This is a genomic window from Vibrio splendidus, from assembly GCF_003345295.1.
In the GTDB taxonomy this organism is placed as follows: Bacteria; Pseudomonadota; Gammaproteobacteria; order Enterobacterales; family Vibrionaceae; genus Vibrio; species Vibrio splendidus_K.
This window is the reverse complement of sequence record NZ_CP031055.1, coordinates 113877-136905: the sequence shown is the minus strand read 5'-3', so window position 1 is coordinate 136905 and position 23029 is coordinate 113877. Positions and strand designations below refer to the sequence as shown.

Sequence of the window (23029 nt, the reverse complement as noted above, 5' to 3'; positions counted from 1 at the left end):
TGGTTCCCCTATAATCTATGCCCTACGGCCCCTTAGCTCAGTGGTTAGAGCGCACGACTCATAATCGTTCGGTCCCCAGTTCAAATCTGGGAGGGGCCACCAAATTAGAAAAGCCAGAACAGTTCACGCTGCTCTGGCTTTTTGCTTTTCTAGTCCTTTATCTTCTAGCTCAACGCTCTGTCCCATTCGTCCAATTTCTTCTATGTGACTAAACATACTTTTCTTTTATAAAAAAATCGGCAATATGAGAGTACACAAATCATTCAATAGTTCAGGGAAGACTCATGAAAGACGAAACGCTCTCGATTCACTTCGGCTACGACACTGATCCAACAACCAAATCGGTTGCGACTCCTATTTACCAAACCGTTGCTTACGAATTCGATGACGCACAACACGGCGCCGACCTGTTTAACCTTGCGGTACCAGGTAATATCTACACTCGTATAATGAACCCAACCAATGATGTACTAGAAAAGCGCATGGCAGCCTTAGAAGGTGGTATTGCAGGCTTAGTGGTGAGTGCAGGCAGCGCGGCGATCAACTACGCGATTCAAACGTTGGCACAAATCGGTGACAATATCGTTTCAACACCTCAACTTTACGGCGGTACTTACACTCTATTTGCTCATATGCTACCAAACCAAGGGATAGAAGTTCGCTTTGCCAAAGACGACAAACCTGAAAGCTTAGCGGCATTGATCGATGAAAAGACCAAGGCGGTTTATTGTGAAAGTATCGGTAACCCAGCAGGCAATATTATCGACTTAGAACGTGTTGCTGAGCTTGCTCACGCACAAGGCGTACCTGTGATTGTTGATAATACGGTGGCTACACCAGTGCTATGCAAACCTATCGACTTTGGTGCCGATATTGTGGTTCACTCACTCACCAAATACGTTGGTGGTCACGGAACAACGTTGGGGGGTGTTATTGTCGATTCAGGCAAATTCCCATGGGCAGAACACAAAGATCGCTTCCCGGTCTTTAATCAACCAGAACCTTCTTACCACGGTGTGGTGTATACCGAAGCCTTTGGCGAAGCCGCATTTATTGGCCGCGCTCGAACCGTTCCATTACGTAATACAGGCGCAGCACTATCACCAATGAATGCCTTCATGTTAATGCAAGGCTTAGAGACGTTGTCGCTACGTATGGAGCGACACACAGAGAACGCATTAAAAGTAGCTGAGTACCTTCAGCAACATGAAAAAGTGAGTTGGGTGAGCTACGCGGGTCTACCAACGTCTGAGTTCTATCCGTTGGCTGAGAAATACATGCAAGGTAAGCCGTCTGCCATTTTATCTTTTGGCTTGAAAGATGGTTATGAAGCCGGTGTTCGTTTCTATGATGCGCTGCAAATCTTCAAACGCTTGGTGAACATTGGCGATGCAAAATCTCTCGCTTGTCATCCTGCTTCTACAACACACCGTCAATTAAGCGAAGCGGAACAAAAGCAAGCAGGTGTATCACCAGAGATGATTCGCCTCTCAGTAGGTATTGAGCACATTGACGATATCTTAGCTGACCTAGAGCAAGCACTTAGTGCTTAATGACGCTACCGCTAGCTCTAGCACTGCTCATTAACTAACAGACACAAAAAAGCCCATCACAGGATGGGCTTCTTATTATCTAATTTTCTTAGATAGGCTAACGATTACTCAACCGTTACCGCTTTCGCAAGGTTACGAGGTTGGTCAACATCGGTACCCTTGATTAGCGCTACGTGGTAAGACAACAGCTGCATCGGTACTGTGTAGTAGATAGGTGCTGTTACTTCACTTACGTGAGGCATCTTGATGATCTTCATGTTCTCATCGCTTTCAAAGCCTGCATCTTCATCTGCGAATACGTAAAGTAGACCGCCACGAGCACGTACTTCTTCAACGTTCGATTTTAGCTTCTCTAACAAGTCGTTGCTTGGTGCAATAACGACTACAGGCATATCTGCATCGATAAGAGCCAAAGGACCGTGCTTAAGCTCACCAGCCGCGTATGCTTCTGCGTGGATGTAAGAGATCTCTTTCAGTTTAAGAGACGCTTCCATTGCGATTGGGTAGAACTCACCACGACCCAAGAACAGTGTGTGGTGCTTATCTGCAAAATCAGGTGCTAGCGCTTCGATCTCTTTATCAAACGCTAATGCTTTCTCGATATCAGCAGGCAGTTGATGCAGTGCTTGAACGATCTCTGCTTCTTTCTCTTCATTGATACGACCTTGTAGACGACCAATTGACGTTACCATCATCAGCATTGCAGCTAGTTGAGTTGTAAAAGCTTTGGTAGAAGCAACACCGATTTCAGTTCCTGCGCGAGTCATGAAAGCAAAATCAGATTCACGAACCAAAGAAGAACCTGCTACGTTACAGATAGTCATTGCTGACATGTAACCTTTTTCTTTTGCAAGACGAAGTGCAGCAAGCGTATCCGCCGTTTCACCAGATTGAGACAGAGTCACCAATAGGCTGTTCGGGCGAACAACGAAATCACGGTAACGGAATTCAGAAGCAATCTCTACATCACAGCTTACGCCTGCTAGAGACTCAAACCAGTAGCGAGCCGCCATGCCTGAGTTGTAAGACGTACCACATGCGATGATCTGCACGTGTTCTACCTTGCTTAGGATCTCTTCAGCCTTAACACCAATTGCGTTAGTGATAACAGCCGTTTCAGAAATACGACCTTCCATTGTATTGATTAACGCAGATGGCTGCTCAAAGATCTCTTTTTGCATGAAGTGACGGTATTGACCTTTGTCACCTGCATCGTGCTCTGCGTTTGATTCAACGATTTCACGTTCAACACGCTCGCCCGCTACATCAAATACCGTTACATCACGACGAGTAACCTCAGCAACATCACCTTCTTCTAGGTACATGAAACGACGAGTTACGCTTAATAGTGCAAGTTGGTCAGAAGCAAGGAAGTTCTCGCCCACACCAAAACCGATAACGATTGGGCTACCAGAACGAGCAACAACGATACGACTAGGATCTTTACGATCAACCGCCACAGTGCCGTATGCACCGTCTAATTGTTTTGCTGTTTTTTGTAGAGCTTCAACCAATGAATCAGAAGTACGAAGTTCCCACTCAACTAAGTGAGCGATAACTTCAGTATCTGTTTGTGAAGTAAACACGTAGCCACGCTCTTGCAGCAGAGCGCGCAGTGTTTCGTGGTTTTCGATAATGCCATTGTGTACAACAGCAATATCGCCAGACATGTGTGGGTGTGCGTTTGCTTCAGAAGGCTCACCGTGTGTCGCCCAACGTGTATGAGCAATACCAGTACCGCCAATGACATGTTGTTGATCGACTGCGTCTGCTAGCTCTTGTACTTTACCAAGGCGGCGTACACGAGTTAGGTTAGATTCGCTATCAACTACAGCGACACCCGCTGAATCGTAGCCTCGGTATTCTAGGCGGCGAAGACCTTCTACTAAAATTTCGGCTACATCACGCTGTGCTACTGCACCAACAATTCCACACATAGTTTCACTCCATCAATTTCGTTTTATTCCTATTGGCAGCAAGCAAAGGCCAGATCTTTATTAAGATCAATTATAGGAAGGTAAATGCATAATACTTAAATTTGTTTTTACGCTGGATCGGTCAGGATCACTCGAACATCATGTGATTCGATACTTGCTTTGGATTCTTCGACTAAGTCTGTATCGGTAATTAAGATGTCAATGTGTTCCCATGCCAGCTCTAAGTTCGGGATCTTTCGTCCCACCTTTTCCGACTCAACCATCACGATCACTTCTCGTGACACTTCAGCCATTACTTTACTTAAGCCAACCAATTCATTGAACGTGGTTGTGCCTCTATCAAGGTCGATACCATCAGCCCCGATAAATAGTTGATCAAAATCGTAAGCTCGCAGTACTGATTCTGCGACTTTGCCTTGAAAAGAATCCGAATGGGTATCCCAAGTGCCGCCGGTCATTAGCAGTGTTGGTTCGCTTTCCAACTCATTAAGTGCATTAGCAACATGCAACGAGTTGGTCATTACAACCAAACCACGCTTGCTATTGAGCTGCTGAATTAGCGCTCCTGTCGTGCTACCGCTATCGATCACAATGCGATTATGGTCGCGAATTAGATCTGCAGCGGCTTTCGCTAATGAAATCTTTCGAGTCGAAACTTGTGGACCCAGTTCTTCGTTCACAACCTCTTTCGGTAATGAAATCGCACCACCATAACGGCGCAAAAGCTGACCGTTTTTCTCTAAAGACGCTAAGTCCTTTCTAATCGTGACCTCTGAGGTTTCGAATTTAGCGGATAGTTCATCAACACTAACCTCCCCCTTTTCATTAACGAGGTTAGAAATAGCATGTCTTCTGAGCTGGGTGTTTCGTTTCGACATTTAAAAAAGGCCAGTAAGTTTCGATTTGAAACATATTATAGTTACAACGAAACTATTTAGTCCATTTATTTTGATCCAAAAAATTAATAAATAGCGATAAAACCTTGTCCTAAGACAATTGTTAAGCAGTGATATTGAACTGATTAGGTGGTAGAATCCGCACCCGAAAAGAAAAAAAATTACAAAACTGACTGTTATTTTTTTGCAACTTACCTCTTATATAGTGGGGTAAGTCACATAAAACCGATATTGAATCAAAATCTTTTGGTCATAAAATGACTAAAATTGATGAAAGACTTACAACTCTGAAGGACATATTGGAAGTCCCGCGCTTTTACACAACAGGCACAAAATGTTGATGTAGCGGACCAATCTTCAGACCTTAAATAAATTTCAAATTGTAACAATACTTACCGGAGAGTACCTTCCATGAAAAAGACCAAAATCGTATGTACGATTGGCCCTAAAACTGAATCTGTAGAGAAGCTAACTGAACTAGTAGATGCTGGCATGAACGTTATGCGTCTTAACTTCTCTCACGGTGACTTCGCAGAACACGGCACTCGTATCGCGAACTTCCGTACAGTAATGGAAAAAAAAGGTGAGCAACTTGCTATCCTTCTAGATACTAAAGGTCCAGAAATCCGTACTATCAAACTTGAAGATGGTAACGACGTAGATCTAGTAGCTGGTCAAGAGTTCACTTTCACAACTGACGCAACAGTTGTTGGTAACAAAGACGTAGTAGCAGTAACTTACCTAGGTTTCGCTAAAGACCTAACAGCTGGTAACACTATCCTTGTTGATGACGGCCTAATCGAAATGGAAGTTATCGCAACAACAGAAACTGAAGTTAAGTGTAAAGTTCTTAACAACGGTGCTCTAGGCGAAAACAAAGGTGTTAACCTTCCTGGCGTTTCTGTTCAACTTCCAGCTCTTTCTGAGAAAGACAAAGCTGACCTTAAGTTTGGTTGTGAGCAAGGCGTTGATTTCGTAGCTGCTTCTTTCATCCGTAAAGAAGACGACGTTAAAGAAATCCGTGAGCTTCTAAACGCTAACGGCGGCGAGAACATCCACATCATTTCTAAGATTGAAAACCAAGAAGGTGTCGATAACTTCGATTCAATCCTTGAAGCTTCTGACGGCATCATGGTTGCTCGTGGTGACCTAGGTGTTGAAATCCCAGCTGAAGAAGTAATCTTCGCTCAGAAGATGATGATCGAGAAGTGTAACCGCGCACGTAAGATGGTTATCACTGCAACTCAAATGCTTGACTCTATGATCAGCAACCCACGTCCAACTCGTGCTGAAGCGGGTGACGTTGCGAACGCAATCATGGATGGTACTGATGCAGTAATGCTTTCTGGTGAAACTGCTAAAGGTAAGTACCCAGTTGAAGCTGTAACTATCATGGCTCAAATCGCGAACCGCACTGATTCAGCTCTTAAAGCTGAGCTAGGTTCTCGTCTAGACAGCCCACGTCTACGCATTACTGAAGCAGTATGTAAAGGTGCGGTAGACACAGCAGAGAAGCTAGCGGCTCCTCTAATCGTTGTTGCAACTGAAGGCGGTAAGTCTGCACGTTCAGTACGTAAGTACTTCCCAACGGCAAACATCCTTGCTCTAACAACTAACGAAAAGACAGCTGCACAGCTAGTTCTTACTAAAGGTGTTAAACCAGTTCTTGTTGACTCTATCGAGAACACAGACACGTTCTACATCAACGGTAAAGAAATCGCTCTACAATCTGGCCTAGGTAACAAAGGCGATATCGTAGTAATGGTTTCTGGCGCTCTAGTAGCTTCTGGTACTACAAACACGGCATCTGTTCACGTTCTATAAGAATGAACCGATACGCATAAAATATAAAAGAGGGCTTCGGCCCTCTTTTTTTATGAAACAAATCTTGCCTAACTTTTCAGTACGCTGTATTATCAATCACAGTAGAATCACGTACTGTTAACTTCCATGGGCTCTTTCTAAGAGACGGATTAGCAGACTAGAATCAAATATGCATGAGGTTTGTAATGTCTAGTCCTACGCTCACAGACAAAGTATCAAAGATGATTCGCCAAGATATTCTCAATGGTGAGTTAACCCCTGGCCAAAAACTCGTTGTTGCTGATCTAAAAGCACGATACAACGTAGGCGCATCTCCAATTCGTGAAGCCTTAGTGCAGTTATCTTGGAGTAAATACGTAAAGCTAGAGCCACAGAAAGGCTGCTGGGTATCTCCGGTATCAAAGAAAGAACTCAATGACCTATACGAAAGCCTTCGACTGGTCTCTTCCGTTCTGCTTAAAAAAGCGATCTCAGCTGGTGATGAAAGCTGGGAATTAGAAGTGTTGACCTCTTACCACAAACTATCACGCCTTCAGAACGTAGAAGAAGAATTTGATTCTGTTGAATGGGAAGAACGCCACCAACAATTCCATGTCGCGTTGCTTGAAGGTGCTGATTCAGAGAACATGTTTAAGTTCTTTGATGAACTTATTAACCAAGTTAAACGTTACCGCTTCTTAGCAATGTCAGCTGAAACAGCATCTGATGATCTGTTCAATATTGATGAGCACGAAATGATCATGAAGCTAGTACTCTCTAAGAATGCAGAACAAGCAACAGAGTTACTTGATCAACATTTACTAGGTTCAATGAAACGAATTGAAGAAGTTATCGAAGCGGCATAACGCTCAAGTAATTTCTTACCAAATAAAAACGGAGCCCAACGGCTCCGTTTTTTGTTTCCAGTATCACGACTGAACTACCACCCAAAAAACTCTTTGTGATGAGTATTGAGCAGTACAACCATAGGTAAAAAATACAGTGCACTCAGTTGAAAGCCAAGAATGACCAATGTGCCTATGGTTAACCTCACTAAAAAATCGACAAACATACCACGCCTCTTTTAACCAGACAGTATGATCCCCAAACTCTTGCTACAGCTAACCTAATTCTACTGCTATCTCTCAAGCCATTGATAAGGCGAGCTAACCAGCTGAATTAAGTTAACGGTGTCATCCCTTTTATATCGGGTAAACACTCTGTTTATTGGTTCGCTTAACACGACGCAACCTGAAGCAAGGTAGTTTACTTATTGTTTATTTTAGCTCAAATTTTCATCAGCATTAGACTTTAGTCTAACTACATAAGACTTGTGACATAGGTCGCCTCAAAAGTGAGATTCCTATTATAGATGTTGAAAGGAACTGCTGAAGGCTAGCTTTAAAAGATACGAAGCGAGAAAGATGGCTTGATAGGAAAGTGGTTAGTCACTTAAAACGTAAATCTTTTTAAGGGCTAAGTCTGTTGAAAGCCAAGTGAAACAGTGAAAGCTAAGTAAACAGTGAAAGCCAAGTGAAATATTAAAAACTAATCGAGTAATGAAAGATTAAGCGACATCAGCATGACTAGGGCACATAGAGACGGTATTGCGCCCAGACGATTTAGATTCGTAGAGCCCAACATCGGCACATTTGTATGAGCGAGTGCTGTTGCTTGTCAAATCAGTGAAACCGACACTCACCGTCACTTTAGTCCCTGAGGATAGCTCTATTTCTATTCGTAATCGATCCAACACACGTTTCGCTTCCGGCAGTGAGGTGTGTGGCATCAGTAATGCAAACTCCTCCCCCCCTACGCGAGCAACAAAATCAGTATTGCGTAGGCTGTCTTGTAGAAGCCTTGCAACACTTGCAATCACCCGGTCGCCTTCATCGTGGCCCAGTTCGTCATTGATTCGTTTGAAGTTATCAATATCGACTAAAGCTAAGCAAGTGGTCGCTTCATTAGGGTAACGCTCGACCAAGCGAGAATAATACGCGAGCTGCTCTTCGAACTTTCGGCGGTTCCAAAGGTTACTCAAAGAATCTCGTTCACTTAAGATCCTCAAACGCACCTCAAGCTCCTTCCTAACAGAAATGTCAACCAAGGACGTAATATAGTAACTGATCTTTCCAGAACGATTCTTAACAGCTTGTACTCGCATGATGACGGTGAAAGGGATACGTAACTTGTTCTTACACAGAACTTCCCCTTCCCATACTTCTTCTTGCTCTAAATGTTGCCAGATTGAATCGCTAGAGAGTGCCTGCTCGGTATTTTCAAGCAACAGCTGTAATGCATTTTGACCGATCACTTGAGTTTTGCAGTACCCCGTCATGTTCTCAAACTCGTTGTTGATCATCATAGTACGATGCTGCTTATCAGAGATCATGACGGCCGACATGCCGCTCAATGCGGCACGTGCCAACTTACTTTCTAGACTTCGACGTCGGTAATGAGTCACTAAATAAGCAAACGGAAATGCAAAAACCAGTACCGTTAGCAACACAAACACTTCTTCTTGAGAGAGGTCACTTAAGCTCGGTTCAGCTCGATCCATCAGTTGTTTCTGATTAAGTTGAATCAGTAAATGGACCTTTTGATTATTCGCGAGCATCACCGTGTTAAACGCAAACAAATTGCCATCTTCAAAAACGTGCCCCACCTGATCATTAGAGATCGCTTCCCATGCCTTTGGTGCGATGTTTTTCAGGTTGTAGCCTTTTCTTTCTGGAATAGAATCGCCAAACAGCTTACCGCTATGGTTACTCGCTATGTAATAACCCGCTTCATTAAGAACTTCTGCTCTAAGATCATTATCAGGTGAAAAACTAAGACGCGACGATAAACCCCATACATCGAGGTTAATAACAAGGTAGCCCACTCTTTTGTCAGGTGTTTCTACGGGGGTAAAGACACGAATTACCGGCATATAAGGGAAGGTGATCTCACCATGTTCCATTTCAAGCTCAATGCCCCAGCCGCCAATTTGTTCAGCTTCTAGTTTTTGGGCGTATTGAAAATAGCTCGAGTCAGATTTATCTTGAAGCTGTTGCGGTACCGTTATGTGGCCTGAATCAGCGGAGTAGTTCACACGAACCAGCTCTTTACCCGAGATATCTAGCAGGTGGATCTGTGTATACCATTTCTGATTAACAAGGACAGACTGCCAAACCTCTTCAAGTAGATCTTTGGTTTGGTCAGAGGGAGAAGAGGCAAAGTTAACCAAGCTTTGGCTGTGGCTCAACAGGCCCATTACGGAAACTAATTGAGTCTTAAGAAGATCGTAGTCTCTCTTGGCGTACACCAATTGATGGACGGCTTGCTTGGCCGAGTAGTCAAAACTCTGCTGCTTCACTTCTTTATATCGCTGCAAGTAATATAGAGCGACAGCTGAACAGAGTGTGATTGAGATGATTAGTAATGTAATTATTGATTTTTTATTTCGCATTACTAGCTCAGGAAGAAAAAGAGAGCGCAAGATTATAGCACTCTAGGAAATTAACAAAATAAAAGCCGCTTAAAAAAGCGGCTTTTAAACTATTTTTTAAATACTTCTTGTTTAGGCTTTCAACGCTCGTTCACCACGTGCGATGCCAACAACCCCACTTCGAGCCACTTCAAGTACTTCCGTTACTTCAGACAATGCCTGAATGAAAGCATCCAGCTTCTCGCTAGTGCCAGCCATTTGAACCGTATATTGCGAAGCCGTCACATCAACGATTTGGCCACGAAAGATATCCGCTGTGCGTTTCACTTCAGCACGAGCAAAGCCGCTAGCGCGTACTTTTACCATCAAAAGTTCACGCTCGATATGCTCAAGCTCAGACACTTCTTGTACCTTAAGTACGTCGATTAACTTGTGTAGCTGTTTTTGGATCTGCTCAAGCTGCATTTCGCTCGAGTTAGTGGTGACGTTCAGACGAGAAAGCGTTGGATCATCCGTAGGAGATACATTCAAAGACTCGATGTTGTAGCCACGCTGAGAAAACAAGCCAACCACTCGAGAAAGTGCACCTGGTTGGTTTTCCATTAATAGTGAAAGGATGTGTCTCATATTATGTTCTCTCCGTTTTGCTTAGCCACATGTTATCCATACCCTCGCCTTTGATCTGCATTGGGTATACGTGCTCGGTGTCATCCACACTGATATCGACAAATACCAAACGGTCTTTCATCGCCAGTGCTTTTTCCAAACCTGATTCCAGTTCATCCGGAGATGAAATACGCATGCCAACGTGGCCATAAGCCTCGGCAATCGCAGCAAAATCAGGAACAGAGTCCATATATGAATTAGAGTAACGACCTTGATAAACAATGTCTTGCCACTGTTTTACCATGCCTAAGAAACGGTTGTTAAGGTTAATAATCTTAACGGGAATATTGTATTGCAGCGCAGTCGACAGCTCTTGGATATTCATTTGAATACTGCCGTCACCAGTAACAATCACAACTTCTTCATCAGGTTTCGCAAACTTAACGCCCATACCAGCAGGTAGGCCAAAGCCCATCGTGCCTAGACCACCAGAGTTAATCCAACGGCGTGGCTTGTCAAACGGGTAGTACAAAGCAGCAAACATTTGGTGTTGACCTACATCAGAAGCAACATAGGCATCGCCATTGGTTACTTTATGAAGTGTTTCAATAACTTGTTGCGGTTTAATACGACCAGACGTTTTGTCATACGCTAAGCAGTCACGCTCTTGCCACTGTTTAATTTCACTCCACCAGCTTTCCATCGCGTCTGCATCGTTAGTTCCACCTTGCTCAATAAGCAGGTTAACCATGCTCTCTAGTACTTTTTCCGCTGAACCTACAATCGGTAGATCCACTTTAACGTTCTTAGAGATAGAAGATGGATCGATATCAATGTGCATGATCTTCGCATCAGGGCAGTACTTATCTAGGTTATTGGTGGTTCGATCATCGAAACGTACGCCAATACCAAAGATCAAGTCCGCATTGTGCATCGCCATATTGGCTTCATACAAACCATGCATGCCCAACATACCCAAAGAGTTTTTATGGGTACCAGGGAAAGCGCCAAGCCCCATTAGGGTGCTTACCACAGGTAAATTCAGTGCCTCTGCTAATTTTAACAGCGGCTTATCTGCCTCAGAAATAACCGCACCACCACCGACATAAAGTACCGGCTTCTTCGCTTCAAGAAGGGCTTTTAGCGCCTTTTTGATCTGACCTTTATGACCCGTAACCGTTGGGTTATATGAACGCATTTTGATCGTTTCTGGGTATTCATAAGGAAGCTTGATTTGTGGGTTTAAGATGTCTTTTGGCAGATCAATAACCACAGGACCAGGACGTCCTGTCGTTGAAATATAGAATGCTTTTTTAACGACTTCAGGGATATCTTCCGCTTTCTTAACGAGGAAGCTGTGTTTAACAATCGGACGGGATACACCCACGATGTCACACTCTTGGAAGGCGTCATTACCAATTAAGCTATTTGGTACGTTACCAGAAATAACTATCATTGGAATTGAGTCCATGTAGGCTGTGGCAATACCAGTAACGGTATTGGTCGCACCTGGACCAGAACACACAAGTACTACGCCCGGCTTACCGGTAGAACGAGTATAGCCATCTGCCATATGGGTAGCGGCTTGTTCGTGTCGTACTAATACGTGTTTAATTTCAGCAGTTTTAGCATGCAGCGCATCATAGATATCAAGTACAGAACCACCTGGGTAACCAAAGATTTGTTCTACACCCTCTTCAATTAGAGACTGCACCACCATCTCAGCGCCGGATAACATTTCAGCGCCGGATGACATGGCTGTTTCAGGTTTTGTTGTCATATTGCTCTCCTCACCAGTTTCCAACCATATTTGGTGAACATGTTGGGCTGGTTTTTCATAGTCTAGGGCTTATTCGTAGCCTAATTCGAAATACTTCCACTTTTTCGGCTATGGCTGTCTGTCGTGATAACAACAAACAGTAATACGAAACAACTTTAACGCTTTATTATCATCTGGTCTAACACCTGTTATCCGATAATTACGTCAAAAAACCAACTATTAGCTGAAAGCATTAAATAAAACCCAAACCAAACCCAATAGTTAGATTTAAAAACCAATTAACACCTAAAAAAAAGAGCTTAATATTCAAATGAATCACGGTTTATCGATTAATTACGCCCTTATTGGTGTGCGCTTTCGCACATTGTGCTGTGTCAGCAGGCATAAAAAATCCCCCTAAAAATGCAATCACATTCGTAGGGGGATTTTTAAACAACTGAAAATTTATCTAAGCAGAAAACTACTTATCTTTAGGCTTTTCATTGTACATTTCTTCGATTTCGTCTTGATACTTATCGTTGATAACTTTACGACGCAATTTTTGAGTAGGTGTCAGTTCGCCATCATCCATAGAAAATGCTTTTGGCAGCAACTTGAATTTCTTCACTTGCTCAAACTTAGCCAACTCTTTCTGTAAGTCATTCACGCGCTTCTCTAGCATCTCAACAATCTGGTGATGTTTAACAAGCTCAACACGGTCGTGATACTTGATATTCAGCTCTTTGGCATACTCTTCTAGCGAGTCATAACAAGGAACGATCAGCGCAGAAACGAATTTGCGCGTATCAGCGATAACGGCAATCTGTTCGATAAAGTGATCTTTACCAATCGCGCCTTCAACCACTTGCGGTGCAATGTACTTACCGCCAGAGGTCTTCATCAATTCTTTAATACGATCAGTAATGAACAGGTTACCATTTTCATCAAAATGTCCCGCATCACCAGTCTTTAGGAAACCGTGCTCGTCAAATGTCTTAGCGGTCTCTTCGGGCATCTTGTAGTAGCCACGCATCACCATTGGACCACGAACAAGAATCTCGTCCTTAGCACCAATTTTTACTTCAGCGCCCGGCATCGACATACCAATCGAATCAGGGTTAAAACAGCGGTCATCCCAGCACGATACTGTTGCCGTGGTTTCTGTCATGCCGTAGCCAAGTTTTACGTTGATACCAATCGCGTGGAAGAAGCGACCAATGGTTTCATCAAGCTTCGCACCACCACATGGCATAAAGTTAATGTTTCCGCCTAACAGAGCTCGCAGTTTAGATAACACAAGCTTATCGGCAAGCGCATGGCTCTTCTTCAGCATGAATGATGGAGTACGACCTTCTTGGTGACAAACAGAAAGCTTCGCTCCCATATTTACCGCCCAAGTAAACAACACTTTACGGATAAACGGTGCTTTAGATACCTTCTCGTGAATCGCTGAGAAAATCTTCTCGTAGAAACGGGGAACTGCACACATTACTGTCGGTTTCACATCGCTTAGAGCATCACGCACTTGCATCGTATCTTGCAGGTAACAGTTGGTTGCACCTTTATAAAGGGCATAGAAAGTCCAAGCGCGCTCAAATACGTGTGACAAAGGTAAGAAACACAGTGATACGTCATCTTTAGTTAAGCTAAGACGTTCATCGTGACCTTTCAATTGATAGCCAATATTAGTGTAATCAAGCATCACACCTTTTGGTTGGCCTGTGGTACCAGAGGTATAGATAAGGGTCAGTAAGTCATCCATGTTTGCATCAGCTAAGCGAACGTCAAGTTCCGCTTGTTGAGCTTCAACACCACGAGTCATGAAGTCCTGCCATGAAACAGCAAAACTATGTTCTTGAGTGTCGATATCAGCAGACATCGCCACAACAACTTCTAGCTGTTCACACTCTTCAAAAAGGCTAACCGCCGCATCAAATTGAGCTTGCTCGCCAACGAATAAGATCTTCACATCTGCATTTTGGATAATGTAAGAAGACTGCGCCGCTGTGTTGGTTGGGTAGATTGGTACCGTTACAAGACGCGCTTGTAAAGATGCAAAATCTGCCACAGTCCACTGAGGCATATTGTTCGAAAAGATGCCTATCTTATCCTGAACTCTCAGTCCGTGAGCCAACAGTGCTAACGAAAGCGTATCGATCTGTTGTCCAAACTGTTCCCAGCTAATACCTTGCCATACATTGTCGACTTTATGCTTCAAAGCTGTACGGTTGCCACCTTGGGCAATTTGGTCACGAAGTCTTTTTACGATATGAAAATCTAAATTGGCCATCTCTTTACCTTTGGCTTACACCTGTAAGCTTTTTTGAGCGCACAAGTGTACCTCTGATCATGGAAAAGGCAACTGATGAAGCTCAAAGTTATAAGTAATAGTACGTCTCACGCTAAGTTTTCTATCAACAAAAATAGCAGGTACAAAAAAGCCCTAAGCCAGACTCCCAGCTTAGGGCTTATAAATCATAGGGATTAGTGCTTAGTTAAGCGCCACTACTTCGCCACAGATCATCATTAACTGATCTCGTAACCAAATGTGTCCTTTGTCCTTTTCACTTGATTCGTGCCAGCTTAGGAAGCCAGAAATTGCCGCATTATCGAATGGGAAATCTAGAATCTGAAGCTGATCTTTGTTCGCGGCATGCTCAACCATCCAACGAGGTGCAATAGTCACAAGCTCAGATTGACCAACAACGTAAAGTACGTTGCTTAAGCTCGTACCTTCGTAGAAAGGCGTGCAATCTAGGTCACGGTAAGCTTGCTCTGAGAAGCTGCGTTGACCATGGATGCGAGACAGTTTTGCGTGCTTTTCGTTAAGCAGCTCTGCCGCTGAAACTTCACCGTTGATACGTGGGTGAGAAGCAGAAGCAACAACAACTAATTCGTCTTGGAAGATCTCAGTGCTTGAAAAGCCCTGCTCATCAAAACGAGCGTAATCAATAACGAAGTCGATTTCTTGGTAGCGCATACGCTCAGAAAGTTGACGATCGAATTCTGCATCCATGTGCAGTTTAACGCTAGGTGCTTGGTCGTTGATTGTCGACATAATCTTAGGTGCAAAACGCATGTCACAAGGGCTACAAATCGCAAGTTTGAACAGACGAGAAGACGACTCTGGAGAGAACACAGAACTTGGCAGTTCATTGCGTACTAACTGTAGTGCTTGGCGGATTGGACCAAACAACTGACGAGCACGTTGAGTCGGCTGAATACCACGACCTTGACGCATGAATAGTTCGTCGTTAAACATCACTTTTAGACGAGCAACAGCGTTACTTACAGCAGGCTGAGACATACCCAGATTATGAGCTGCACGTGTAATGTTTTGCTCTTGCATAACTGCATCAAATACAGTCAAAAGATTTAAGTCGACTCCACGAAGTGTGCTTTCCATTCTGTAGCTTGCAATAGCACTCATTGCGTCTTTTTTCTCTAACATTCAAGTTGCCTCTTGTCGGTTCGACAGCGTTAAATTGGTAATGGTATAGGAATAGATAACCACTAATTCTTATATTTATCAGACCGATGTTTTTCGGATTACCATTACTATTAACCAATAAATCTCGAGCTACCAACAAGATTGATAAAGAATAATTTTATTTTACCTTAATGATTAAATAACATCTAAAAATCAATTATTTATAGAGTTATAAAAAAACATAAAATGCATCACTTATGAGTTTCATTTCGACTTATTTAGCTGTTCTATCGTTTGGTTACATTTGTTACAATTTATTGAACTCATGAATTGTTTGACTGGTTGATTCAGAAATAACACTTATGAGTTAAGTGAGCGATGCATAACTAGGAAAATCTACCTTGTCCCAAAGTTGCTTTCTTAAGTCATCTTGGTTGGACCAATTGCCCGCTAACACCCACTCAACAAGTGCACTTGCCACGTCGGGATAAGTAACCACTTCGGCCTGCTTTTCACCGAGCCAACCACGCAAGGTAGCCGCGTCTAAAAAGCTCATGGTTTGAGCCAACCCGAGCGCTTCAAGCGTCGCAACATTACTCTGCTGTTCGAACTGCCCCTCAAGTGGTTTGAGAAGCAATTTCTTACCCAAGGTTAGGGCTTCCGATGGCAATTCAAAACCGCCATTAGCCACTACACCAGAGCATTGATTGAGGTCGAATTGGAAGCCGGTATGACTCAGTGGTTTGAACTCAATATTTTCGACTCGACGGTGCTCAATGACATTCGGGTGATAACAGACAAAGTTGTGCGAAATAAACTTCATCAACAGCTCCGAGATCGACTCAAGATCCTCAAACGGCAAATAGACCAACGCAAAGTCTTGTGCTGTTTTGGTTTGTTGATCACCAGCCAGCGTGTGAACGATAGGCGGCAGTATTGGTTGTTCAAAGTGATACCAATGCAAACCAATCGAATGCTCAGTTGGGGCGAAATGTTGAATCACCAAATGTTCAATCCAGTTGCCCCCTTCTTTGGGTACATCATAGCGGAACGCATTCTGGTGGCTTATGCCAATGCATGGCACACCTTGCCTCTTAGCTGCCCATGCAGTCACAGGTTCAAAGTCATTCAGCACTAAGTCATAAGGTGTCAAATCGATCTGATTAATCTCACTGAGAAACCGCCAGATGTTGTTCTTGATGAATGTCTTGCCGTATTTAACCTGCCCCTGCTCACTGTAAAAGGTTAAGCCGCTGCGGGTCTGATAATTACCAAACGCTTCCATCGAGAAGTACTTGCTCTCGTCTCGCCCAGAGAACAGAAAGTCGACATCGATATTTTGCTGACGAAAAGCCACCGCCATTGCTCTCGCGCGAGCAATATGACCATTTCCTGTGCCTTGGACGCCATATAAGATTTTCATGCATATTCCTTTAAATTTGCAGCTTAAGATCGGCATTGATTGCCAACGAAATAATTACAAAATGAAGTTGATAGCCAGGCTAGTACAAGCAATACCCAAGGCTGCGCCAATCAGTACGTCCGTTAAAAAGTGCACACCAAGTAGGATTCGAGAGCCAGCAATCGCTGCCGCCCAAATCAGGCTAAAGAGATATAAGCTCGGATAGAAATGTCCGATTAGAGTCGCCATAACAAAAGCCGCAGCGGAATGCCCAGAAGGCAGGCTGTATTTATCAGATGGCACAATATGGGAATAAAGCAATGAAGAGAATTCAGCTGGTCTGCGACGCTTGAGGGTATTTTTGGCAAACCAGTAAATAGGTAACTCGATTGCAAAGGCAGTTAAGCCCACCAAAAGAAAATCTCGTCCGGTGTAACTGTCAGCCAGTAGTGCAACCAAAGCAATCAAAACGTAAAGGTGTCCATCTCCAGTATGAGACACCGCCTTACTGAGTGTCGCCTGTTGTCCGCTATAACGGTTCTTTAAACAAAAAACAGAAAATGCCACATCCCAGCGGACAATAGGTTCGATAGTACGCATACAATCTCCTTAACAATCCTTATTCAGTTAAGGCTCAAGTTATGCCCCTGAAATGACAGTTAAGTGACGTTTTGAATGAACTAAAATGAATTTTGAGGCGAATTGACCGCTTTCGCTAAGCAAGCTGATGAGGCCTAGAAACTGCCGATAAAAATAAAGCGACCCAAGGCCGCTTTATTCTTCTATGTTTTTACTTCTGTATATAAGCAAGCAAACGCTACTTCTATCGTGTTAATGGTTATAGCGTTCGCTAATGATAATAGTGCTCGCTAATGATAATAGCGCTAAAGGTAATAGCGCTAAAGGTTATAGCGCTAATGGCTCATGCTTTTTCACTAAACCAAAGTCCGCCAGTATTGCGTAAGCCGCCGGAATCATAAACAGCACTAGCAAGGTCGAAGCAAAAATACCAAACACAATTGATATCACCAGCGGTTGGATAACCTGAGCCTGCAAGCTGGTTTCTGTTAGCAGTGGTAGCAAACCTGCGGCTGTGGTCATTGAAGTCAAAAATACTGCTCGGAAACGCTCGCGACTCGCTTTCACCACTGAGTCATGTACGCTATCGCCTTCATCGACGTGATGGCGAATGTATTGTACTAACAAAATAGAATCATTGACCACGATTCCGGCCAGCGACACAAAGCCCATCATGCTTGGCATACTCAAAGAGTGCCCAAGTATCCAGTGCCCAACGACCACCCCAATAAAGGCGAGTGGAATGGCTAACATCACGACCACAGGCTCTAAGTAGCTTCGGAACTGATAGCTAAGAATCGCAAACACGCCGAATAAGCCGAGCAAGAAGCCTTTGCCCATCGAGGCTCCAGTCTTAGCCGCATCTTTAGCTTCCCCTTCGAAATCAAAGCGCAAGCCTGGGTACTTCTGAATAAGCTTGGCTGCTTCATCTTTTTGGAACTGAGCCAAAATCGCCGACGAGCTCGCCTTCTTATTATCAATATCACCAAAGATGCTGATGGTTCTCAGCCCATCAATACGCTGAATTCGCACGTAGTTACGTTGGAAATCTAATGTCGCCAACGTTGCTAACGGGATCTGACTGCCGTCGGCGGTAATGATCGGGAAGTTAGCCAGCTGCTGTATGTCGCCCGCTTGTTCCTTATCAAGACGCACCTCAATCGAGATGTTCTCAACACCGATTTGAATCTCATCCGCCGTTTGCCCGAAGAATGCAGCACGCAACTGAGAAGCAATCATCTGCCCATTCACATTGTAGGTTTCGGCTCCAGGGCGCAGCTTGACTAAGATCTCTTCTTTACCCATGCGCATGTCATCAAGCACACCATGCACCCCGTCAAACTGATTGAGGTATTCCTGAATCTCCAGAGAAGCAGACTTCAATTCAGCCAGATCATCATGCTTGGCACGGATCTCGATAGCACGACCACCCGGCCCCATGGTTGGCTGCTTGAACACTAATGAAATAGGATCCGCCAGCTCACCGATATCTTCGCGCCATGCATTGATGAAATCATCGATAACCGTGTTACGGCTCTCTGCACCGCGTAAGTCTAAACGCACAGTGGCTAAATGTGGGCCTGACTCACTGGCATCAGCATTAGCATTGAATTGGCTCGTGATGTGTTCCACCAACTCATTGCCCTCTTCGACCTCTTCACTCCACTGCACGTTCAAACGTTCAGCAGACGCGACTATTTTATCGACGACTCTCTCGGTTTGAGACAATGACGCACCCGGCGGAAGAATGATACGCGCTTCAGCGATGTCTCCATCCAATTCGGGGAAGGGTTGGAACTTAACAGCACCACCCGCAATCAAGGCAATAGAAAGTAACAACAGTGTCAGCACTCCGCCCATAAAGGCATAGCGGAACGTCACGACCTTCTCGACCATGTTCATCAAAGTTGTATTGCGGAAGTTCTCAAATTTTTCAAGCAACACCACTTTGAAGCGCAGCGCTGGCTTGTCATTCTTTTCTTTGTGTAATGAATGAGACAAGTGATTAGGTAGAATCAGGAAGGCTTCAATCAAGCTCAACGAGAGCACTAATATCAATACTTGAGGAACAGCCTTAAGCACCGCGCCCATCTCTCCATCGAGGAACAACAAGCTACCGAAAATACACACCGTAGTTAAAAAAGAAGATAACACCCCGGGAAGCACTTTCTTAACGCCGTTGTACACCGCATCATCAACGTTTTGCCCCCGATCTAAATGGGACGCTATCGATTCGGCAATCACGATGGCGTCATCCATCATGATACCAATCGCCATCAACAGTCCGACCAGCGACATAATGTTAATCGACAAACCTAAGTTCGCCATTAAGAACAAGCCACCAAGGAAGGCAACGGGTAAACCTGCAGCGACCCAAAATGAGTAACGTAAACTAAAGAACAACCACATGGTGGCAAAAACCAACACAATACCTTGCCAACCATTACGTACCATCATGGTGAGACGATCCCAAAGCACAGAAGAGAGATCGTTGGTCATTTGTAACGTCACACCATCAGGGGCAATCGCACTCTGATCTTCAACAAATCGTGTCACGTTTTCTTTAATTCGAAGCGCATCGTCTTCTTTGTTTTTGCTGATCTTCAACAAAGCAGAAGGCTTGCCATCGAACAGGACTTTCTGCTCATCCAGTTCAAAGCGATCAGTTATCTTGGCAATATCCCTCAAACGGATCACTGAACCATTCGGCGCAGAGCCAACAACAATACTCTCAAGCTCAACAGGCGTGACCCGTCTCTCATCAAAACGAATCAGGAAGTTTTTATCTGGTGTTTCAACGTTACCACTCGGCAGCTTTACATTCTGACGACCAATTTGGTCTGCAATATCACCGACACTCAAACCTAACTGACGAATGGCTTGGGTATCCAGTTCCACACGGTATTGATGATCAGAGAAGCCGCTAACATCGACCAGTGAAACATCATAATCAAGCTTCATGATACGTTTGAGGTCTTCAGCGTAGGCCTTAAGCTCTGGCCATGAGGTTTCGGCTGTAATCGCGATATCAACAACCGGTTCATTCCAATCCAGCTCTTGAACAACCGGAGATTCAATCTCGCTTGGAAAGTCATTGATCGAATTGATTTGAGTTTGTACGTCCACCAGCATTCGGCCAATATCCGCTTTCTCATTCAACTTCAGGATTAGACGTGCGCTACCTTCGATAGCTTCACACTGAGTTTCTTCAATGTTGGCTAAACCATCTATCGCGTCTTCCATTCGTACACATAGGCTCTCTTCCACTTCTTGTGGTGATGCTCCGGGATAAACGATGGCAGCCATAATATAAGGCGGATCATAAGCGGGGAAGGTTTCACGCTTGATGGTTGATAATGAGCTGATACCCATGATCAATAACCCAAGCATCAACAAGTTTGCCGCTGTTGGGTGCCTAGAAAAGAACTTGATCATGACGCACTCTCCTGAGTATCAGATTCAAGCTTAACCTCTTCAGAGTTCGATTCTTTCAGTAACATGCCTTCGATAGCTGGTAGGACGTCATTAAGAACCAATTTATCTCCCGTTTGTAGCTCGCCACTCACAACCACTTGGTTATCTCTGCGATAAAGCACTTCAACATTCACCACTTGCAAGCGCTGATTGTCATCCATCAGGTAAACCTTGTCACCGTGCAATGATCGCTCTGGAACCACCCAACTTAGATTCGCGACACCTTCAATCTCAGCTTTTACAAACATGCCGTTGACCAACGGGGTCGCATTGCTTGGCTGCAGTTGTGAATAGTCTTGAGCGATCTCGAGAATAATCCCTGCTGTCGCTTGGTTTTCATCAACCGTCTCACTGATTCTTGCCACCTTCGCAGGCCAACTCAGGTTCAGGTTGCCGCTGTTAAGTTGAATCGTCGCTTTGATTGGCGCTTCATAAGGATTAGGGATCCCTGCAGCATCGCGAGGGAACTGATTAAAGCTCGAGGCTAAAGTTTGCATATCGTGAATAGAAAGTTGCGCCTCCACTTCCATGACATTAATCCCGTGAGCAACAAACATCTCTTGCTGAAGGTTAACCACTTGATTTTGTTCGATATCAACCTGAGAAATTCGCATCGCTCTTGGCAAAATGATGGTGGTCTTATCGAGAGATCGCTGCGCCTCTTTCACTTTAGACACATTGACCTTTATCACCGCTTCCGCAACTCGTTTTTCATCAGGCATTAAAGCGATTTGGTTCGCGATATCCAACACTAGCTTCTGTTGAGACAGTGCACTTTGCTGTTGCAGGTCGACATCCGATTGAGAAGTCAGCCCTTTCTTACGCAGATCTTGTTTACGTTGTAGCTCTTTGTTGCTGATCACTAAGCGATTCTTTTCGATCTTAAGAGTCTGATTCAGGTTGTCTTCTTCTTGATTTAATTTCGCTAATGAGGTTTGACTTGATTTAAGATCGGCCTCTGCTTGTATCAGCTTCAATTCGTAATCCAGTGGATCAACCTTGAGCACGACCGTTCCCGCAGGGATCACCTGACCTTTCTCAAGATCCGGATGACGATAAACGATCTGTCCTGTCACCTCGGCAATCGCTTTCCATTCGACTTTCGGCACCACTTTGCCAAAACCAACCGCTAACGGTGCTATCAGTTGTTGCTCTAGGCTTACTGTGTCAACTAAGCGAGCTCTATCACCCGCAGGCTTGGTTGGCAGATCCGGCTTCAAGTTAATCGCAACCACAAGGCCAATGACACCAACCGCAAGTGCCGGAAAGAAGAGTAGTTTTTTATTTATTTTCATTATCTTTGATCCTGCACGGAAGAAGGGCTAGGCGTGTTTATAAAGCCTTCTGTCATCAATTGAATGTTGTGTTCGATTAAACGGTTAAGAAATTCTTCATTAATCTCAATACCATGGATTGCTAATAGAGGGGGCGGTGCAATGAATGGAAATACCATCAAGCTTATATACGACACGCGACAGAGCTTGGGATCCATCTCTTTTCTCAAGACACCTTGTGCCACCAACTTTTCAAAAATGACATCTTGGGCTGGCTTCGCCACATCGAGGAAAACCTTTTCGAGCAACTCTCTTTGCACTTCCGAGGGAGGCATATTCATCACTTGGGCAATCAAGCGAGGAAACTTGGGCACCTTGACCATCTCTTTGTAGTAAGTCCGCATTAAATCGAGAAAGTTTTCATGACTGCTCTCTTCAACTAACTTCTGCATTTGTAGCTGCATCGGTCGTAGGGTTTCACGTAGCATCGCCTCAAATAACCCAGCCTTACTGCCAAAGTAATAACGGATCATCGCAATGTTCACACCCGCACGCTCAGCGATCAGGCGTGTCGAGACCTTGTCGTATGGCTGAACAACAAACAGATCGCGAGCATGCTCAATCAATAACTGTCGAACATCTAAGTTCTGCTGAGGCCGCCCCGCTTTTCGTGCCGTCATGGCAAAAATCCATCTCTATAATTAATCATCCGATTAATTATAGAGATAAACAGACGTAACAGTAGAAGATTAATTACTCACTATTTAATCAAGTGATTAATTAATAGGGTCACACTTATAATTTTTTTGGTGAATCGTTCCATCAAAAAGATTTACTACAAAGTTTTAACCTACACATCAGCCAAACGATAAACTAACCCGCCAAT

At 44.1% G+C, this 23029-nt stretch carries 15 protein-coding genes and 1 tRNA gene; 4 read left to right on the top strand and 12 right to left on the bottom strand.

The genetic code is table 11. The features are described 5' to 3' along the window. The first annotated feature begins 26 nt into the window (after window positions 1-26). Both DUN60_RS00555 and DUN60_RS00550 read left to right on the top strand, forming a co-directional pair. A tRNA-Ile gene (locus DUN60_RS00555) sits at window positions 27-102 on the top strand. A gap of 182 nt (window positions 103-284) precedes the next feature. Beyond that, window positions 285-1553 (top strand): O-acetylhomoserine aminocarboxypropyltransferase/cysteine synthase family protein, encoded by a 1269-nt coding sequence (locus DUN60_RS00550; RefSeq protein WP_114632958.1) that lies wholly within the window; start codon window positions 285-287, stop codon window positions 1551-1553. Between the two features lie 104 nt (window positions 1554-1657). On the opposite strand, the gene glmS is transcribed toward DUN60_RS00550, so the two are convergent. Together glmS and DUN60_RS00540 are read right to left on the bottom strand one after the other, a co-directional pair. Continuing rightward, window positions 1658-3490: a glutamine--fructose-6-phosphate transaminase (isomerizing) gene (gene glmS, locus DUN60_RS00545; RefSeq protein ID WP_114632957.1), complete on the bottom strand. Its 1833-nt coding sequence runs from the start codon at window positions 3488-3490 to the stop codon at window positions 1658-1660. Window positions 3491-3597: 107 nt separating this feature from the next. Beyond that, window positions 3598-4368 (bottom strand): DeoR/GlpR family DNA-binding transcription regulator, encoded by a 771-nt coding sequence (locus DUN60_RS00540; RefSeq protein WP_114632956.1) that lies wholly within the window; start codon window positions 4366-4368, stop codon window positions 3598-3600. A gap of 429 nt (window positions 4369-4797) precedes the next feature. On the opposite strand from DUN60_RS00540, the gene pykF reads away from it, so the two are divergent. Then, window positions 4798-6210 (top strand): pyruvate kinase PykF, encoded by a 1413-nt coding sequence (pykF, locus tag DUN60_RS00535; protein WP_054547842.1) that lies wholly within the window; start codon window positions 4798-4800, stop codon window positions 6208-6210. A 221-nt stretch (window positions 6211-6431) separates the two neighbouring features. Then, window positions 6432-7055 (top strand): GntR family transcriptional regulator, encoded by a 624-nt coding sequence (locus tag DUN60_RS00530; RefSeq protein WP_004735872.1) that lies wholly within the window; start codon window positions 6432-6434, stop codon window positions 7053-7055. 701 nt (window positions 7056-7756) lie between these two features. Here DUN60_RS00530 and DUN60_RS00525 read toward each other — a convergent pair. The 10 genes from DUN60_RS00525 to DUN60_RS00480 all read right to left on the bottom strand — a co-directional run bounded on the left by DUN60_RS00525 (window position 7757) and on the right by DUN60_RS00480 (window position 22823). Continuing rightward, window positions 7757-9640 carry a sensor domain-containing diguanylate cyclase gene (locus DUN60_RS00525; protein ID WP_102490854.1) on the bottom strand — a complete coding sequence of 628 codons (1884 nt, stop codon included), beginning with the start codon at window positions 9638-9640 and terminating at the stop codon, window positions 7757-7759. A gap of 111 nt (window positions 9641-9751) precedes the next feature. Next, the gene (gene ilvN / locus DUN60_RS00520) at window positions 9752-10246 is read right to left on the bottom strand and encodes an acetolactate synthase small subunit (protein ID WP_004735875.1); all 495 of its coding nucleotides are present in this window, start codon (window positions 10244-10246) and stop codon (window positions 9752-9754) included. A gap of 1 nt (window position 10247) precedes the next feature. Further along, window positions 10248-12005 carry an acetolactate synthase 3 large subunit gene (locus DUN60_RS00515; protein WP_004735876.1) on the bottom strand — a complete coding sequence of 586 codons (1758 nt, stop codon included), beginning with the start codon at window positions 12003-12005 and terminating at the stop codon, window positions 10248-10250. A 460-nt stretch (window positions 12006-12465) separates the two neighbouring features. Then, window positions 12466-14274 carry an AMP-dependent synthetase/ligase gene (locus DUN60_RS00510; protein ID WP_114632955.1) on the bottom strand — a complete coding sequence of 603 codons (1809 nt, stop codon included), beginning with the start codon at window positions 14272-14274 and terminating at the stop codon, window positions 12466-12468. A gap of 201 nt (window positions 14275-14475) precedes the next feature. Continuing rightward, window positions 14476-15435 (bottom strand): transcriptional regulator LeuO, encoded by a 960-nt coding sequence (gene leuO / locus DUN60_RS00505; RefSeq protein ID WP_004735878.1) that lies wholly within the window; start codon window positions 15433-15435, stop codon window positions 14476-14478. Between the two features lie 346 nt (window positions 15436-15781). After that, window positions 15782-16837, bottom strand: coding sequence for an MJ1255/VC2487 family glycosyltransferase (locus tag DUN60_RS00500; RefSeq protein ID WP_114632954.1), 1056 nt, complete (start codon window positions 16835-16837; stop codon window positions 15782-15784). A 54-nt stretch (window positions 16838-16891) separates the two neighbouring features. Continuing rightward, complete coding sequence (locus DUN60_RS00495; protein WP_114632953.1) at window positions 16892-17416, bottom strand: phosphatase PAP2 family protein; 525 nt, start codon at window positions 17414-17416, stop codon at window positions 16892-16894. A gap of 306 nt (window positions 17417-17722) precedes the next feature. Continuing rightward, window positions 17723-20830, bottom strand: coding sequence for an efflux RND transporter permease subunit (locus DUN60_RS00490; protein WP_114632952.1), 3108 nt, complete (start codon window positions 20828-20830; stop codon window positions 17723-17725). Beyond that, a complete protein-coding gene (locus DUN60_RS00485) occupies window positions 20827-22164 on the bottom strand; it encodes an efflux RND transporter periplasmic adaptor subunit (RefSeq protein ID WP_114632951.1) in 1338 nt (445 codons plus the stop codon). Before DUN60_RS00485 ends, DUN60_RS00490 begins: the two co-directional genes overlap by 4 nt. Next, a complete protein-coding gene (locus tag DUN60_RS00480; protein WP_065207192.1) occupies window positions 22164-22823 on the bottom strand; it encodes a TetR/AcrR family transcriptional regulator in 660 nt (219 codons plus the stop codon). The genes DUN60_RS00485 and DUN60_RS00480 overlap by 1 nt, the downstream gene beginning before the upstream one ends. Window positions 22824-23029 lie beyond the last annotated feature (206 nt).